14 protein-coding genes and 1 tRNA gene are annotated in these 16,137 nt (G+C 66.6%); 11 read left to right on the forward strand and 4 right to left on the reverse strand.

Annotation, left to right across the window (positions count from 1 at the left end; genetic code table 11):
• Positions 1 to 32 precede the first annotated feature (32 nt).
• A tRNA-Arg gene (locus NJF35_RS03465) sits at positions 33 to 109 on the reverse strand.
• A gap of 211 nt (positions 110 to 320) precedes the next feature.
• Here NJF35_RS03465 and NJF35_RS03470 point away from each other — a divergent pair.
• From NJF35_RS03470 to NJF35_RS03510, 9 genes are all read left to right on the forward strand, one after another.
• Complete coding sequence (locus tag NJF35_RS03470) at positions 321 to 1,070, forward strand: GntR family transcriptional regulator (protein WP_225786688.1); 750 nt, start codon at positions 321 to 323, stop codon at positions 1,068 to 1,070.
• Positions 1,067 to 2,791 carry a fumarate reductase/succinate dehydrogenase flavoprotein subunit gene (locus tag NJF35_RS03475; protein WP_253080623.1) on the forward strand — a complete coding sequence of 575 codons (1,725 nt, stop codon included), beginning with the start codon at positions 1,067 to 1,069 and terminating at the stop codon, positions 2,789 to 2,791. The genes NJF35_RS03470 and NJF35_RS03475 overlap by 4 nt, the downstream gene beginning before the upstream one ends.
• 195 nt (positions 2,792 to 2,986) lie before the next feature.
• Positions 2,987 to 3,232, forward strand: coding sequence for a ferredoxin family protein (locus NJF35_RS03480; protein WP_253080622.1), 246 nt, complete (start codon positions 2,987 to 2,989; stop codon positions 3,230 to 3,232).
• A gap of 131 nt (positions 3,233 to 3,363) precedes the next feature.
• Positions 3,364 to 4,770: an ABC transporter substrate-binding protein gene (locus NJF35_RS03485; RefSeq protein WP_225786685.1), complete on the forward strand. Its 1,407-nt coding sequence runs from the start codon at positions 3,364 to 3,366 to the stop codon at positions 4,768 to 4,770.
• 15 nt (positions 4,771 to 4,785) lie between these two features.
• Positions 4,786 to 5,568, forward strand: a complete 783-nt coding sequence (locus NJF35_RS03490; protein WP_253080621.1) for an ABC transporter permease — start codon at positions 4,786 to 4,788, stop codon at positions 5,566 to 5,568.
• Positions 5,568 to 6,425 carry an ABC transporter ATP-binding protein gene (locus NJF35_RS03495; protein ID WP_225786865.1) on the forward strand — a complete coding sequence of 286 codons (858 nt, stop codon included), beginning with the start codon at positions 5,568 to 5,570 and terminating at the stop codon, positions 6,423 to 6,425. The genes NJF35_RS03490 and NJF35_RS03495 overlap by 1 nt, the downstream gene beginning before the upstream one ends.
• Complete coding sequence (locus tag NJF35_RS03500) at positions 6,422 to 7,387, forward strand: HEAT repeat domain-containing protein (RefSeq protein ID WP_253090671.1); 966 nt, start codon at positions 6,422 to 6,424, stop codon at positions 7,385 to 7,387. Before NJF35_RS03495 ends, NJF35_RS03500 begins: the two co-directional genes overlap by 4 nt.
• Complete coding sequence (locus tag NJF35_RS03505) at positions 7,387 to 7,698, forward strand: DUF971 domain-containing protein (protein WP_253080620.1); 312 nt, start codon at positions 7,387 to 7,389, stop codon at positions 7,696 to 7,698. The genes NJF35_RS03500 and NJF35_RS03505 overlap by 1 nt, the downstream gene beginning before the upstream one ends.
• A gap of 71 nt (positions 7,699 to 7,769) precedes the next feature.
• Positions 7,770 to 10,292: a dermonecrotic toxin domain-containing protein gene (locus NJF35_RS03510; protein ID WP_253080619.1), complete on the forward strand. Its 2,523-nt coding sequence runs from the start codon at positions 7,770 to 7,772 to the stop codon at positions 10,290 to 10,292.
• A gap of 3 nt (positions 10,293 to 10,295) precedes the next feature.
• Here NJF35_RS03510 and NJF35_RS03515 read toward each other — a convergent pair whose 3' ends face one another.
• Both NJF35_RS03515 and NJF35_RS03520 read right to left on the reverse strand, forming a co-directional pair.
• Complete coding sequence (locus NJF35_RS03515) at positions 10,296 to 11,159, reverse strand: ABC transporter ATP-binding protein (RefSeq protein WP_225786681.1); 864 nt, start codon at positions 11,157 to 11,159, stop codon at positions 10,296 to 10,298.
• Positions 11,156 to 12,736 carry an ABC transporter permease gene (locus NJF35_RS03520; protein ID WP_253090672.1) on the reverse strand — a complete coding sequence of 527 codons (1,581 nt, stop codon included), beginning with the start codon at positions 12,734 to 12,736 and terminating at the stop codon, positions 11,156 to 11,158. The genes NJF35_RS03515 and NJF35_RS03520 overlap by 4 nt, the downstream gene beginning before the upstream one ends.
• Before the next feature lie 297 nt (positions 12,737 to 13,033).
• Between NJF35_RS03520 and NJF35_RS03525 the strand changes: the two genes are divergently transcribed.
• Positions 13,034 to 14,077, forward strand: a complete 1,044-nt coding sequence (locus NJF35_RS03525; protein WP_225786679.1) for an ABC transporter substrate-binding protein — start codon at positions 13,034 to 13,036, stop codon at positions 14,075 to 14,077.
• Positions 14,078 to 14,113: 36 nt separating this feature from the next.
• Positions 14,114 to 15,019 carry a TauD/TfdA dioxygenase family protein gene (locus NJF35_RS03530; RefSeq protein WP_225786678.1) on the forward strand — a complete coding sequence of 302 codons (906 nt, stop codon included), beginning with the start codon at positions 14,114 to 14,116 and terminating at the stop codon, positions 15,017 to 15,019.
• Positions 15,020 to 15,064: 45 nt separating this feature from the next.
• Here NJF35_RS03530 and NJF35_RS03535 read toward each other — a convergent pair whose 3' ends face one another.
• Complete coding sequence (locus NJF35_RS03535; protein WP_253090673.1) at positions 15,065 to 15,979, reverse strand: LysR family transcriptional regulator; 915 nt, start codon at positions 15,977 to 15,979, stop codon at positions 15,065 to 15,067.
• Between the last annotated feature and the right edge of the window lie 158 nt (positions 15,980 to 16,137).

Consider the following 16,137-nt stretch of genomic DNA (forward strand, 5'->3'; position numbering starts at 1 on the left):
GCCCCGGGAAGGTTCCCAGGGCTTTTCAGGTATGGCGCACTCGGCGGGATTCGAACCCACGACCCCTGCCTTCGGAGGGCAGTACTCTATCCAGCTGAGCTACGAGTGCAACGGGGCGCAATGATACCCATCTGCGTCGATGACGTCCATCGCCTTGATTCAGGGTGATTTTCCAGGGTCTCGGGCAGCGATGGGCGTGCCTTGGGGCCCGTGCTTGTGAATAACCATATTCAATATCGGTATTTCCCCGGGGGCTCTTATGCTCGCTACTCTCTGGTCACAACTTGTTATAACAAGTCAGTCCATAGCGAAGAGATCCCATGGCCGAACTGCTCCCCCTCTCCCCGGTACCGCTCTACACCCAGCTCAAGGAACTGCTGCGCGGGCGAATCCTCGACGGCACCTACCCGCCGCACAGCCGCATGCCTTCGGAAAACGAGCTGGGCAAGGCCTTCGACGTCAGCCGCATCACCGTGCGCCAGGCGCTGGGCGACCTGCAGAAGGAGGGGCTGATCTTCAAGATCCACGGCAAGGGCACCTTCGTCGCCAAGCCCAAGGCGTTCCAGAACGTCACCACCCTGCAAGGCCTGGCCGAGTCCATGACCCAGATGGGCTACGAGGTGCTCAACCGTCTGCGCAGCCTGCGCCATGTGCCAGCCAACGCGCTGGTGGCGGCGCGCTTGCAGGTGGAGGAGGGCAGCCTGGTCACCGAGATCCGCCGGGTACGCCTGATCAACCGCGAGCCGGTGTCGCTCGAGCTGACCTGGCTGCCCAAGGCCATCGGCGAAAAACTGGAAAAGACCGACCTGGCCACCCGTGACATCTTCCTGGTGCTGGAGAACGACTGCGGCATCGCCCTGGGCCACGCCGACCTGGCCATCGATGCGGTGCTGGCCGACAGCGACCTGACCCAGGCGCTGGAGGTGGAGGAGGGCTCGCCGATCATGCGCATCGAGCGCCTGACCCACGCCGCCGACGGCACGCCGCTGGACTTCGAGCACCTCTACTACCGCGGCGATGCCTTCCAGTATCGCCTGCGCATCGACCGTCAGAAGGGACCCAAGCCATGAGCATCGACACCCAGGACTACGACATCGTCGTGATCGGCGGCGGCACCGCCGGCCCCATGGCCGCCATCAAGGCCAAGGAGCAGGACAAGACCCTGCGCGTGCTGTTGCTGGACAAGGCCAACGTCAAGCGCAGTGGCGCCATCAGCATGGGCATGGACGGCCTGAACAACGCCATCATTCCCGGCCACGCCACCGCCGAGCAGTACACCAAGGAAATCACCGTGGCCAACGACGGCATCGTCAACCAGGCCACGGTGCATGCCTATGCCACCCATAGCTTCGAGACCCTCTCGCAGCTCGACCGCTGGGGCGTGAAGTTCGAGAAGGACGAGACGGGCGACTACGCGGTGAAAAAGGTCCACCACATGGGCGCCTACGTGCTGCCCATGCCCGAAGGGCACGACATCAAGAAGGTGCTGTACCGCCAGCTCAAGCGTGCCCGGGTAGACATCAGCAACCGCATGGTCTGCACCCGCCTGCTGCTGGACGCCGAAGGCGCTGCTGCCGGGGTCATGGGCTTCGACTGCCGCAGCGGCGAGTTCCGGGTGATCCGTGCCAAGGCGGTGATCCTCGCCTGCGGCGCCGCCGGCCGCCTGGGCCTGCCGTCCTCCGGGTACCTGATGGGCACCTACGAGAACCCGACCAACGCCGGTGATGGCTATGCCATGGCCTACCACGCCGGAGCCGAGCTGGCCAACCTGGAGTGCTTCCAGATCAACCCACTGATCAAGGACTACAACGGCCCGGCCTGCGCCTACGTCACCGGCCCCCTCGGTGGCTACACCGCCAACAGCAAGGGCGAGCGCTTCATCGAGTGCGACTACTGGAGCGGGCAGATGATGTGGGAGTTCCACCAGGAACTCGAAGGCGGCAACGGCCCGGTGTTCCTCAAGCTCGACCACTTGGCCGAGGAGACCATCCAGACCATCGAGCAGATCCTGCATGGCAACGAGCGCCCCAGCCGTGGCCAGTTCCACGCCGGCCGTGGCACTGACTATCGCCAGCAAATGGTCGAGATGCACATCTCCGAGATCGGCTTCTGCTCCGGGCATTCGGCCTCGGGGGTGTGGGTCAACGAGAAGGCCGAGACCAGCGTCAGCGGGCTCTACGCCGCCGGCGACATGGCCGCCGTGCCGCACAACTACATGCTCGGCGCCTTCACCTATGGCTGGTTCGCCGGCGTCAACGCGGCGCAGTACGTGGCCGGTCGTGCATTGGCCGCAGTGGACCAGGCCCAGGTCGAACGCGAGCAGGCGCGGGTGTTCGCCCCGCTGCATCGCGAGCATGGCCTGCCGCCGGCACAGGTCGAGTACAAACTGCGGCGCATGGTCAATGACTACCTGCAACCGCCGAAGGTGACGAAGAAGATGGAAATCGGCCTGGCGCGCTTCGCCGAGATCGAGCAGGACCTGGCGCAGATGAAAGCGAGCAACCCGCACGAGCTGATGCGTGCCATGGAGGTCACGGTGATCCGTGACTGCGCCGAGATGGCGGCCCGGGCATCGCTGTTTCGCGAGGAGAGCCGCTGGGGGTTGTACCACCACCGGGTCGATTTCCCCGAGCGCAATGACCGTGAGTGGTTCTGCCATTGCCATCTGAAGAAGGACGAACAGGGGCGGATGACCAGCTTCAAGAAAGCGGTCGAGCCGTACCTGGTGGCCCTGGATGCCGAGGAGCAGACCGCGTACGAGCGATTGAGGGTCAAGGCTGACGCTGCCTAGACACTGCCCTTTGGGGCCGCTTCGCGCCCCATCGCCGGCAAGCCGGCTCCCACAGAGTCCGCTGCATGGCACAGATTTGTGAGCTCCACTGGCCCCCTGTGGGAGCCGGCTTGCCGGCGATGGGCTGCAAGGCAGCCCCACTGGATCACCGAAGAACTCAGAAACGAGAGCCAAAGGCTCCAAGGACTCCGTGACATGCCCTATCGTCCCCAGGACATCTTTTTCCGCAGCAGCGCCCCGGTGACCATCGACGAAGACAAGTGCATCGCCGAGAAGGGCTGCACCGTCTGCGTCGATGTCTGCCCCATGGACCTGCTGGCCATCGACCCGGCCACGCAGAAGGCCTACATGGCCTTCGACGAATGCTGGTACTGCATGCCTTGCGAGAAAGACTGCCCGACTGGCGCGGTGAAGGTCGACATTCCCTACCTGCTGCGCTGAAACGAACCCTTAGCCTCACGCCATCCGGCCAAACCACCGGACGCCCATCTGCAAAGCCCCCTCGTTTCCCACCACCCCGCCTGGTGGCGGAGACGACTCCAATGACTCAAACGATTCGAGGGGAAACACCCATGCGCCTTGTTGCAACCGTGGCCGGCCTCGCGCTGGCGATCGTTGGCCTGAACGCCAATGCCCAGACCATCCGTGTGGCCATCGGCACACAGGACACCACCATCAACTGCGCCACCGGCGGCCTGCTGATCCGCGAGCTGGGCCTGCTGGAGAAGTACCTGCCCCATGACGGCAAGTACAAGGATGCGAAGTACCAGATCGAATGGAAGAACTTCACCAGCGGCGCGCCGCTGACCAACGAGATGGTCGCCGGCAAGCTCGACTTCGGCGCCATGGCCGACTTCCCAGGCTCGTTCAACGGTGTCGCCCACCTCGATGCCGGCAAGCGCAGCCTGTTCATCAGCGTGCTGTCCGGCAGCGTGCAGGGCAGCGGCAACGGCATCGTGGTGCCGGCCGCGTCCGCCGTGCAGTCGTTGGCCGAGCTCAAGGGCAAGACCATCTCCGTGCCCTTCGCCTCCACCGCCCACGGCATGCTGCTGCGGGCCATCGCCGCCCAGGGCTGGGACCCGCAGAAGGACGTGCGGATCATTGCCCAGGCGCCGGAAATCGCCGGCTCCGCCCTGCGCAGCAACCGTATCGAGGCCCACGCCGACTTCGTACCGTTCGCCGAGCTGTTCCCCAACCGTGGCTTCGCCCGCAAGATCTACGATGGTTCCCAGGCCAACGCGCCGACGCTGCATGGTGCCCTGGTGGATGCCGACTATGCGCAGAAGTACCCCGAAGTGGTCACCGCCTACCTGCGAGCGAGCCTCGAAGCCGACCGCCTGATCGCCGCCGAGCCGGAAAAGTACAGCGAGCTGATCGAGAAAGTCACCGGCATCGAGGCTGAGGTCAACTACCTGTTCCACGGCCCGCTCGGCCTGCAAACCCGCGACCTGACCTGGAAACCGGAATACCGCCAGGCCGTGGCGACCTCCATCGATACCCTCAAGTTGCTGAAGAAGACCGACCGTGGTCTGGACACCGACAGGTTCATCGACGACAGGTATATCCGTGCCGCCTTCGCGCAAGCCGGACTCGACTATGACAAGGCCCTGCACAACTACGACCCGCTGCCGTTGCAGGCCACGGATGCGCTGACCGGCAAGCCGATCACCGACTTCAGCCGCCTGGCGCAGATTTGGGTGCGCGGCGAGGATAAGGTCCGCCACTATGCCTCGCCCGAAGCCGCGCTCAGCGCCCTGGCGCAGCTGGAGCAAGCGGGCAAGGACATCCGCGCTATCTACGCCCAGGCCGCCGACAGCGGCATCAAGTTGCTCGCCAACCAAGCTTGGTTCGTACGCAACGCCAAGGGTGAGCTGGCCGCCTTCCTGCTGAAGGAGCAGGCGCAGCGCTATGCCCAGGCGCACGGTGGCGAGGCACTGGACTTCGTCAGCGCCAACCAGAAGCTGCTTGCCCAGCGCTGACCGGGAGACACCCTCATGAGCCGCGATCTCAAGCGCTGGCCCCTGCGCCTGGCTTCCCTGCTGGCCTGCCTGCTGTTCTGGCACCTGGCCGCCAGGCTGAAGCTGGACCTGGGGCTGTTCACCTTCACCTACGTGCCCACGCCACGGGCCGTGCTCGACGCCGCTTGGCAGTTGCTGGCCTCCAGTGCCTTGCTGGCACACCTGGGCAGCAGCCTGTCGCGGGTCTTCGCCGGGTACCTGGTCGCCGCCGTGCTGGGGGTGACGTTGGGCCTGCTGATCGGCCGCTCGAAATGGGCCGAGGACACCTTGCTGCCGCCTCTGGAAGTGCTGCGGCCGATCCCGGCGGTGGCCTGGATCCCGCTGGCGATCCTGATGTTCCCGTCCTCGGAACTGTCGATGGTGTTCATCACCTTCACCGGGGCGCTGTTTCCGGTATTGCTCAACACCGTGCATGGTGTCGAGGCGATCGACCCGCGCCTGGTGGCCTCGGCGCGCAGCCTGGGCGCCAGCCGCTACGCGATACTGCGCGAGGTGGTCCTGCCAGGGGCGCTGCCGAGCATCGTCACTGGGTTGGCCATCGGCATGGGCACCTCGTGGTTTTGCCTGGTGACCGCCGAGATGATCTCCGGGCAGTTCGGCATCGGCTACTACACCTGGGAGTCCTACACCCTGCAGAACTACCCGGACATCATCGTCGGCATGTTGCTGATCGGTGTGCTGGGCATGGGCAGCAGCGCACTGGTCAAGCGCCTGGGCGCGCTGGCCACGCCTTGGTGCCGGGCACGGAGGGGCGCATGATGGGCAGCTATCGACAGGCGCCGGAGCCCGGGCGCATCGAGGCACGTGGGCTGTCCATCCGCCTGGGGCAGGGCAGCGAGGCGTTCGAAGCGGTACAGGCGCTGGACCTGGCCATTGCCCCTGGCGAGTTCGTCTGCATCCTCGGGCCATCCGGCTGCGGCAAATCGACCTTGCTGGGCGCCCTGGCCGGGCACCTGGCGCCCAGCTCCGGCCAGTTGCGGGTGGATGGCCAGGCCATCGACGGGCCTTCGCCCCAGCGCGGCATGGTGTTCCAGCACCATACCCTGCTGCCCTGGCGCAGCGTGCTCGACAACGTCGCCTTCGGCCTGAAGATGCAAGGTTTGGGCAAGGCCGAACGGCACCGCCAGGCGGGTGAAATGCTGCGCCTGGTGGGCCTGGCCGACTTCGCCGGGCGCTGGCCCAACCAGCTTTCCGGCGGCATGCAGCAGCGTGCCGAGATCGCCCGGGTGCTCATCAACCGGCCGCGCCTGCTGCTGATGGACGAGCCCTTCGGCGCCCTCGATGCCCAGACCCGCTCGCGCATGCAGGCGTTGCTCCTGGACATCTGGGCGCGCATCCGTACCACCGTGGTGTTCGTTACCCATGACATCGACGAGGCGCTGTTCCTCGCCGACCGTCTGCTGGTCATGAGCCCGCGCCCCGGGCGCATCATCGAGGACCTGCGCCTGGACTTCGCCCGTCCGCGCCAGGCTGGCTTGCTGACCAGCCCGGCCTTCACCCACCTCAAGCGCCATTGCCTGGCCCTGCTGCGACATGAAGAAGGCCGCGAACTGCCGCGTCTGACGCCGCTGGGCCTGCCCGATGCCGACCACCCACCGCTGCGGATAGCCCTATGACCGAACGTACCACCGACAACCCCGACATCCTCGAACTGCTGCCACGCCTGGCCGATGCCGACGCAGGCGTGCGGCGCATCGCCCTGATCGCCCTGGCCGACCTGGAAGACCCGGACGGCCTGCCCTGGTTGACCGACGCCGTGCTGGTCGACGCCGATGCCACGGTGCGGGCCGAGGCCGCGCGCTTGCTGGAGGCCTGGGAAGAGCCCGAGGTGGTCCAGGCGTTGTGCGCCGCCCTGGCTGATGCTGACGAAGCGGTGCGCCTGGCGGCGGCCCAGAGCCTGAGCGAACTCAAGTCGCTGGAAGCCGGGCCGCTCATCCTGCCGTGGGTGGGCCATGCCGATGCCTTCGTCCGCGCCAGTGCCTTGCATGCCCTGCGCGAGCTGCGCCTGGAGGACGCCGCCGGGCCAGCGCTGCTGGCGCTCGCCGACGCCGACGCCTCGGTGCGCCGTGAGGCGGTGGGTATCCTCGGTTGGCTCAAGCACGTGCCCGCCTTGCCGGCATTGGCCCGTTTGGCGGAGGAAGAAGCGGACACCGAGGTCCGCCGTGCAGCGATCGGCGCCTTGGGGCTGGCCCGTGATGCCAGTGTTCTGCCGGCCCTGGTCGCAGCCCTGCGCGACGACGCCTGGCAGGTACGCGAAGAGGCCGCCACGACCTTGGGCAAGGTGGGCGTGGGCGATGCGGGGGCGGCGTTGGTCGCGGCGCTGGACGACAGCTACTGGCAGGTGCGCCTGCGGGCGGCCCGCTCGCTGGGGCGCCTGCGCCATGGCCAGGCCTTGGATGCGCTGGCCACCTTGCTCGGCCATAGGATCGCCAACCTGCGCAAGGAAGCGGCGCTGGCCCTGGGCGAGCTGGGCAGGGCCCAGGCCCTGCCGGCATTGCAGGCAGCCGAGGCAGACAGCGACCCGGAAGTGCGCAAGGCTGTGCGCATCGCCCTGGCGCAGTTGCAAGGGGCGGCCTGATGGACGCTCCCAGCGCCCTGCGCAACCAGCGTGGTGCGAGGCAGTTGAGCGTGCAATGGCGCGATGCTGAGCAGGTGATCAGCCATGTCCGACTGCGCGGTGCCTGCCCCTGCTCGTGGTGCCGGGCGACGAAGCTGCGCGGGGGGATCGCCCTGGTGCGCGACGATGTGCGCCTGGAGCGCATCGCGCCACATGGCTATGGCGTCCAATTGGTGTTCAGCGACGGGCACGACAAGGGCATCTATCCCTGGGCGTACCTGCGCGAACTGGGGGGCGCAGCCCTCTCGGCACAGGACGCGCCGAGCGGGTAGGAAAGTGTTAACGCCTTGCAGGGAGAGCGTGTGCGCCTAATCGAGGATCCTTCTTGACCAAGGATCTTCACATGGCAATCGATAGTGAACACTACGCACGCAGCCTGGCCTCCCTGGGCGATGCGCGAGCGGTGATGGACAAGGCCCGTCGATACCTTGCGGCCTGGCCCGACCCCTACCGCTTGGCCCATGAAGCGGCGGGCGTCTATCTGCGTGAGCATACCGGCCAGGCGCTGGACCCCGACAACGTCTGGTGGCACGTATTCGACAGCGGTGTCAGTGCCCCGACGTTCACCGGCTGGCGCCATGCCGGCCCGCCGCGCTGCTCGATGCGTTTCACTGAACTGTTGATCCACCGCTTCGCCGGTGGCTTTCAGGCAGCGCCCGACGTGCTGCCCGTGTTCGGCGGGTTCTACACGCGGGCGGCCGGTGCGGGCGAATATGGCGTTGACGATCAAGTGGCGCTGCTGCCGCAGGCGGTGATGGATGATTTGTGGCGGCTGGATTTCGCCTCCGTGATGCGTGCCCGTGTCGAGCGCTTCTGGGGCGAGGAGGGCGAAGACTTCGCGCTACTGGCCAAGGCGCGTTTCATCGCCGCGATCGACGAAGGCGTGCGGGCCGGGCTGCTGGAAAGGCGTGATCGCAGGCACTTGCTGGCCTGGCTCGGCTTCGAGGCCGGGCAACCGCTGACGCTGGCGCGGCTGGCGCGCTCCGGGCATGGGCCCGGCACGAGCGTGCGACACTACACACCGGGCGCAGGGCACCTGTTCACGTTGAGCCACGAGTCAGGCCGCGTCGTGCTCTACGCGCCGACCCTGGCCATGCCCTTGCGGGCATTCGCCAACCACGCCGCGATGCTGACCTGGATCGCCCAGCGCCTGGCCGGGAGCGACGGGCAGGCTTGGGTAGACGCCCTGTACAGGGTGGACCAACGGGCGCCGGTGGCCGAGCGGCGGGGCCGGTTGCAGATGCTGCGCCAGCGTGTTGGCTCGTTCACCACGCCGACGTGGCCCTTTGGCGAAGGCCGCGAGTTGATGCTGCCGGACCTTTTCGACACCCTGCAGCTGTGGGCGAAGGCCGACCTCAACACCGTCCTGCACAACCTGGTCGGCAATGCCGAACTGCGCAAGCAGCTCTGGCGCGGCTACCTGGGCGCGTTCATCCAGGTGTTCGGCATTTTCGCGGCTGCAGCCTGGCCGATCGGCCTGGCCATGCTGGGGGCCGGTACCGCGCGCATGGTGCTGGACATCGACATGGCGGTGCGTGCTCGATCCAGCGGGGCACGCGACCGGGCTATCCTCGAGGCGTTCGGTGATGCGCTGGTCGTGGTGTTCTCGATCATCGACGCAGGCCTTGGGCTCAAGGCCCTGGTCCACCCGTATCCGCCACATTGGTTGCGGCTCACACCGCAAGCCTGGGAGCCGGTCGAGGATGCCCGGCAGGTAGCAGAGCGCCTTGGGCTGCTCGACAACAACCGCGTGCCCACGGAGCCACCGGGTAGGGGCGGCCCACTCGAAGGTGTGATGCTCGACGACGATGGCGCTACCTGGATCGAAATGCAGGCGATGTCCTTGCCGGTGCGCTATCACGCCTCGCTGTCCTGCTGGATGGTCGTGCAAGACCTGGATGCCCTGGAGCCGAGCCTGCTGGTGCGTCGGGGCCGGGACGGCCGGTGGCGGTTGTATGCACCGGGCGGCGACATGGATGGGCTGGTGAGGCAGTTCTGGGACACCTACATGCAAGCCGACAGGCGATCGAGCGACAGCCTGTCGCGTGCGCTCCTGGCCCGACAGGCCGCACACCTGGAAGAGGCAGGCCTGCCCGTTTTCGAAGGGCACATGGCGCAGGCGGACCGCTTCGGCCACCACTTCGTCGAGCGCGATGGGGTGCGCTTCTATACGTTCAGGCAGGAGGGCGAGTTCCATAACGACCTGGTCATGGAGTACAGCGGCCACATGGCCAAGGTCAACGACCTGTTCAGGGGCGAAAGGTCGCGGTTGCAAGGGATCGCGCAAGACGAGCTGCGCGATTTCGTCGAGCGTTTGGCCGACTCGCTGGAGCAGTTGCCCAAGAGCAAGGCTTCGCTGCTCTGGCGAGGAGGGCGCAGCCCGCGCGTCAGCCTGGGGGCCCGTTACCGCGCCGGTGAGATCAAGGCCGGCGACCTGTTGGTCAGCACCGACATCACGTCCTTCACCAGCAATCCCTTCATCCCGCGCCGGTTCATGTTGCCGCCGGACGTTGCCGACAGCCCGCTTGCGCAGGCGTCAGCCTGGTTCGACGACGATACGGTGCTGTACGAACTGGTCGGTAGCGAAGAAACCAGCGGCGCACCGGTGGCGCCGATGTCGCTGCACTGGCAGGAGGCGGAGGTCCTGTTCCTCCCTGGGCGGTGCTTCCGTATCGACGGGGTCGGCGAAGTGCGGGGCGAGCACTACCGCTTCGTCACGTTCAGGCTTCGCGAAGTGGACAGGCCCTTTGGCGAGCCTGTCCATGAGCTGCGCACCGGCCAGGTGTTCGACCGTCAGGCCTATGCCGGGCGCGTGGCCGACGAGGGGCTGGTAGAGCGCTTCTTCCCCGCTGCGCGATGGCGTTGAACGCTACAGGGCGATCAACTCGGGGCGCAGGCTCTCGATCCTGTGCACGGGCGCCGGCAAGTAGCCCTCGCCGCCGGTGATCTGGTGCAGCACCTTCTCGCGTAAACCGTGCAGGGCCACGCCGGTGCGCTGGCGCGGGTGCGGCAGGTCGATTTCCACCACCGCCTTGATCCGCCCCGGACGTGGCTCCAGCACCACCACACGGTCGGCCAGGTAGGTCGCTTCCTCGGCATCGTGGGTGACCAGCAGGGTGGTGATGCCGGCGCGTTCGCGGATCGCCAGCAGCTCGTCCTGCAATTGCTGTCGGGTCAGGGCATCGAGGGCGCCGAACGGCTCGTCGAGCAACAGGATGCGCGGGCTGGCCACCAGGCCACGGGCGATCGCCACGCGCTGGGCCATGCCCCCGGAGAGCTGGTGTGGGTAGGCCGACTCGAAGCCCACCAGGCCCACCAACTGGACGAACGCGTGCACCTTGCGGGCACGCTCGCCCTGGGTGAGCTTCTCGTTGACCAGCCCCAGGCCGATGTTCTGCTCCACGGTCAGCCAGGGGAACAGCCGATGTTCCTGGAACACGATGCCGCGTTCGCCGCCGATGCCGCTGACGGGCTGGCCATCGACGCGGATGCTGCCGCTGTAGTCGGTGTCCAGCCCCACCAGCAGGCGCAGCAGGGTGGACTTGCCACAACCGGAGGCACCGACGATGGCGATGAACTCGCCCTCGTCTATCGTCAGGTCGAAGTCGCGGATGGCTTCGAAGGGCTGGCCGTCCACCGAGAAGACCTTGCCGACCCGCTCGAAGCTGACCAGTGGCGGAGTGACGTCGGGTTGGTTGGCCGCGTGCAGGGCCGAGGTGTTGAAAGCGTTCATGCGGTTCTCCAGCGCGTGGCGCGTGATTCGAGGCGTTGTCCGAGGCTGCCCAGCAGGGCGCCGACCAGACCGATCAAGACCATGGCGGCCATCACCTGGTCCATGCGAAACAGCTGTTGGGCGCCGAGCATGAGGCTGGCGATGCCACCATCGGAGGGCATGAAGTATTCCGCGCCGAGGGTGCCCAGCCAGGCATAGATGAGCGACAGGCGCAGGCCGGCGAAGATCGACGGGGCCGCACCCGGCAGCACCAGCAGGCGCAGGCGTTGCGGCAAGCCCAGGCGCAGCGCGCGGGCCGCCTCGCCCAGTTGCGGCGAGAGGCTGGCGATACCGCGCTGGGTGGCGATGAACAAGGGGAAGAACGCCGCCAGGGCGACGAACACCACCTTGGCCCCTTCGCCCAGGCCGAACCAGGCGGTGAGCAGCGGCACCCAGGCGAACAGCGCTACTTGGCGCAGCGCCGACAGGCTTGGCCCGAGCAGGCGCTCGGCCACCGGCGCCAGGCCCAGCAGCAAGCCCAGGGCGAAGCCTGCACCACCACCCAGCAGCAGGCCGACGAGGCTGCGCTGCAGGCTCAGGTACAGGGCCTCGGGCAGCGTGCCGTCCGCCAGCCCTGCCAGCAGGCTGCGCAGGACCTCCAGCGGCGAGGTGAGGATGTTGCCGTCGACCCAGCCGAAGCTATTGGCGGCCTGCCACAGTGCCAGTAGCGCCACCGGCAGCAGTAGGCCCTGCCAGCCCCGTGGGGCGGCGCTGTGCGGTTGCTCGCCCGTGGCCGGTTGCGGCCAGTACAGCAGGCGGCGCTCCAGTGTCGAGAAGCCACGGTCCATGCAGGCGCCGACCAGGCCGATCAGCAGGATGCAGAGCAACACCAGGTCGAGCATGAACAGCTGCCGCCCCCAGACCATCAGGTAGCCGATGCCTTCGCTGGAGGCCAGCAACTCCACGGCCAGCAGCGATGTCCAGCCGGTGGCCAGGGCCAGGCGCACGCCAGCGAGGAAGGCGGGCAGGGCGGCTGGCAGCAGCAGGCGCAGGAACAGCAGGTGCGGCGGCAGGCGCAGCACGGCAGCGGCTTCGCGCAGCTTGGGCTGGGCATCGCGCACCCCGACCAGCGTGTGCAGCGTCACCGGCACGATCACCGCCTTGACCAGCACCACCAGTTTGAGCAACTCACCGATGCCGAAAAACAGCATGAACAGCGGAATCCAGGCCAGCGTGGGGATTTGCGCGAGGGCCACGAACGTCGGCAGTACCAGCGTCTGTGCCCGACGCGACGCGCCAAGCCAGGTACCCAGCAGCAAGCCACTGGCGATACCCAGCAAAAGGCCCCAGAACAGCCGTTGCAGGCTGATCCACAAATGGCTCCATAGCTCGCCTGCGCCGAATTCCTGTGCGCTCTGCCAGACCAGCGCCGGCGCCGGCAGGATCTGTTCGCTCATCCAGTGCAGGCGGCTGGCCGTGACCCACAAGGCGGCCAGGGCCAAGGGCAGCACCCACGGCAGGAGGTGAGCGCCTGGAGTGGCGAAAGCGCCAAGCGCCCCCCGCAGACGCCATGGACTCGTGCTCAGGATTTCGCTCATCAGGCATCCCTCGAAGCGTTTTTGATTTATGCGTTTATGGAATTAAAAATTCACTAGATCGCTGCTCAAGGGATAAGAGCATGGGCCGGTGGTACGTGGAAGCCCTGTGCCGTTGCGTTTTCCTCATATTTTCCATGCGCGTTGCGCAAGCCCGTCGCGAAGGCGCATGTCGCCTGATTTATGTCTTTTGGTTACTAAAAAATGAAGTTTTGATCTTTGTCGGTTCTAATCCGGACAGCCTAGCTTCTGGGCAAAGCGCCGGCCATCGCCGGTGGCAGCTTGCCAAGGAGCCTTGTCATGAACACGCCCTTTCGCCACTTGCTCAGTGCCTTCGGACTGCTGAGTGCATTCGCCCTGAGCGCCCAGGCCGCCGATACGGCCAGGCCGGACAGCATCCGTATCGCCGTGCCTGACCTCAGCGCCGGCAGCAAGCCCAGCGCTGGAGGCGTGGTGGATGTGCTGCGTGACCAGCAGTTGCTGGAAAAGGAATTCGCCAAGGACGGTATCCGTATCGAGTGGCGCTTCTTCAAGGGCGCCGGGCCGGTGGTCAACGAAGCCCTGGCCAACGGCCAGGCGGACTTCGCTTACCTGGGCGATCTGGCGGCGATCATCGGCAAGGCCAATGGCCTGGATACCCGCGTGCTGTCCGCCGGGGTACGTGGGGTCAAGAGCTACCTGGGCGTGGTGCCCGGCTCGGGTATCCACAGCCTGCACGACCTCAAGGGCAAGCGCGTGGCGGTGTTCCGTGGCACCGCCAACCAGCTGTCGTTCGCCAGCGCACTGGCCAGCCAGGGCCTGTCCGAGCGCGAGCTGAAGGTCATCAACCTCGACTTCAACGCGGCCAACGCCGCCTTGGCAGCCAAGCAGATCGACGCCACCTGGGGCCTGTCCAGCCTGCTGTCGCTGCGCGAGCGTGGCCTGGTCGAGTTGCCGGTGAACTCGCGCGACCTGGAGGGGGCCGGCAGTACCCAGTCGGTGTTGCTGGGCACCGGCGAGTTCATCCGCCAGCACCCTGACCTGGTGCAGCGGCTGGTCAATGCCCAGCAGCAGGCGGTGCAGTGGCTGCGAAACGAGCACAACCGCGACGCCTACATCGAGCTGGTGGCGAGCACCGCCAACTGGCCGCGCTCCATCCTGAGCGACGACCTGGCCCAGGAGGACCTCGCCCACTACTTCGATCCCCGCCTGGATGCCGAATTCGTCGGCCTGCTGCAGCAGGGCGTGGACCTTGCCGCCAAGGAACGCCTGATCCGCCGTGGCTTCCAGGTGTCCGAATGGATCGAGCCACGCTTTCTCGATGCCGCCCTGCAACAGGCCCGGGCCGTGCAGGCCGTCCGCTGAACCCGCAACCCCATCATCGACCGTGAGGAGCACGACATGAGCAACGCTGCATTGGCCGCCGCGCCACAGATCCCCGAACTCGACATCCAGCCGGTCGCCGGCCGTATCGGTGCCCAGATCCGGGGCGTGAAACTGTCCGCCGACCTGGACGCCGCCACCCTCGACGCCATCCAGGCCGCCCTGGTGCAATACAAGGTGATCTTCTTCCGGGGCCAGGACCACCTGGACGACCAGGGCCAGGAAGCTTTCGCCAAGCTGCTCGGCGAGCCGGTCGCCCACCCCACCGTGCCGGTGGTCGATGGCACCAGCTACCTGCTGCAGCTCGATGGCGCCGAGGGCCAGCGGGCCAATTCCTGGCACACCGACGTGACCTTCGTCGACGCCTACCCCAAGGCCTCGATCCTGCGCAGCGTGGTGGCACCGGCCTCGGGGGGCGACACGGTGTGGGCCAACACCGCCGCGGCCTATCAAAGCCTGCCTGAGCCGCTGCGCGAGCTGGCTGACAAGCTCTGGGCGGTGCACAGCAACGAATACGACTATGCCGGTGCCAAGCCGGATGTCGAGCCCGAGAAGCTCGAGCGCTACCGCAAGATATTCACCTCGACGGTGTACGAGACCGAGCACCCGGTGGTCCGTGTGCATCCGGTCAGTGGCGAGCGGGTGCTGCAGCTGGGGCACTTCGTCAAGCGCATCAAGGGGTACTCGCAGGCCGATTCGGCCTACCTGTTCTCCTTGCTGCAGGGGCACGTGACGCGCTTGGATAACACCGTGCGCTGGCGTTGGCAGGCCGGTGACGTGGCGATCTGGGACAACCGCGCGACCCAGCATTATGCGGTGGATGACTATGGCACCCAGCCACGGGTGGTGCGCCGGGTGACCTTGGCGGGCGAGGTGCCGGTGGGGGTGGATGGGCAACTGAGCCGGACCATCCGCAAGGGGTGAGCCGGTCAATGGATCCTGGGGCCGCTGCGAAGCGGCCCCTGCCAGCTACACCTCTTTGTCACAGGCAATCAATTGCCTGACCAACCCCTGTGCCAACGCCGACAACCCATACCCCACCCGGCTCACCACCCCATAACGGGTGTAGAACGCTTCCTCCTGCTCCGGCGCAAGGTCGGCAAGCTCCAGTGCCACCAACCCCCCTTCCCACTGGTAAGGCCGCAGGTTCGCGCTGCAGGCGATGCCCAGGGTGTCCGAATGCAGCACCACGTTGAGTAGCGCATAGCCATGCTCGCATTCCACGCTGGGCAGGAAGTCCTGGCGGCCGCTGAGGTCGCCGAGGACCTTGCGGATGTTCGGCGGGCGGAAGGTGGTGGCCAGGGGGTAGTCGAACAGGTCGCGGGCGTGTACTTCGGCACGCTCGGTCAAGGGATGCCCGGCCCGGCAGCAGAAATGCCAGCGCTGCGGGGTCAGCTTGTGCACCTGGTAGTCCGGGTCGGCCTCGAACTGGCGGGTGTCGGCGACGAAGAACTCGATCTCCTCGGCGACCAGCCTGCGGTTCAGCGCCTGCCAGTTATCCACCTGGAAACAGGTACGCGCTGCCGGGTACTCGGCGACGAAGCGCGCCACCGCCCGAGGGACCAGGCCCCCAGCCGGCGCCGGGCCGGAACCGAAGCGCACCACCCCGGTGGTGGCGCCGTTGAACTGGTTGATCTCGTTGACCAGGTTGTGCGCCCCGTGCACCAGGCGCCGCGAGTGTTCCAGCACCAGCAGGCCCTGGCGGGTCGGCGCCAGTTCCTTGCTGGCGCGGTCGACCAGGCGGCAGCCGACGTTGTGTTCCAGCGTCTGGATGCTGCGGCTGAAGGCCGATTGCGACAGGTTCACCGCCGCCGCCGCCGCGACGAAACTGCGGTGCTCGACAAGGGCGATGAAGTGGCGGAGCTGGCGGAGATCGATATGCATTTTCTACATGGAAACTTTCGGTCGAATGCAATTGCTGATGAGGGTCTCGATCCTTATAAAGGGAGTTACTTATTCCACAAAATATGAATTACAAATATTTATATCTCTTAAAAGAATATAAGCCTGCCTGACCGCGATTCGGTTCCGCCAACGGAAAT

The sequence above is a fragment of the Pseudomonas guariconensis genome (genome assembly GCF_024127895.1).
Lineage (GTDB): Bacteria > Pseudomonadota > Gammaproteobacteria > Pseudomonadales > Pseudomonadaceae > Aquipseudomonas > Aquipseudomonas guariconensis_B.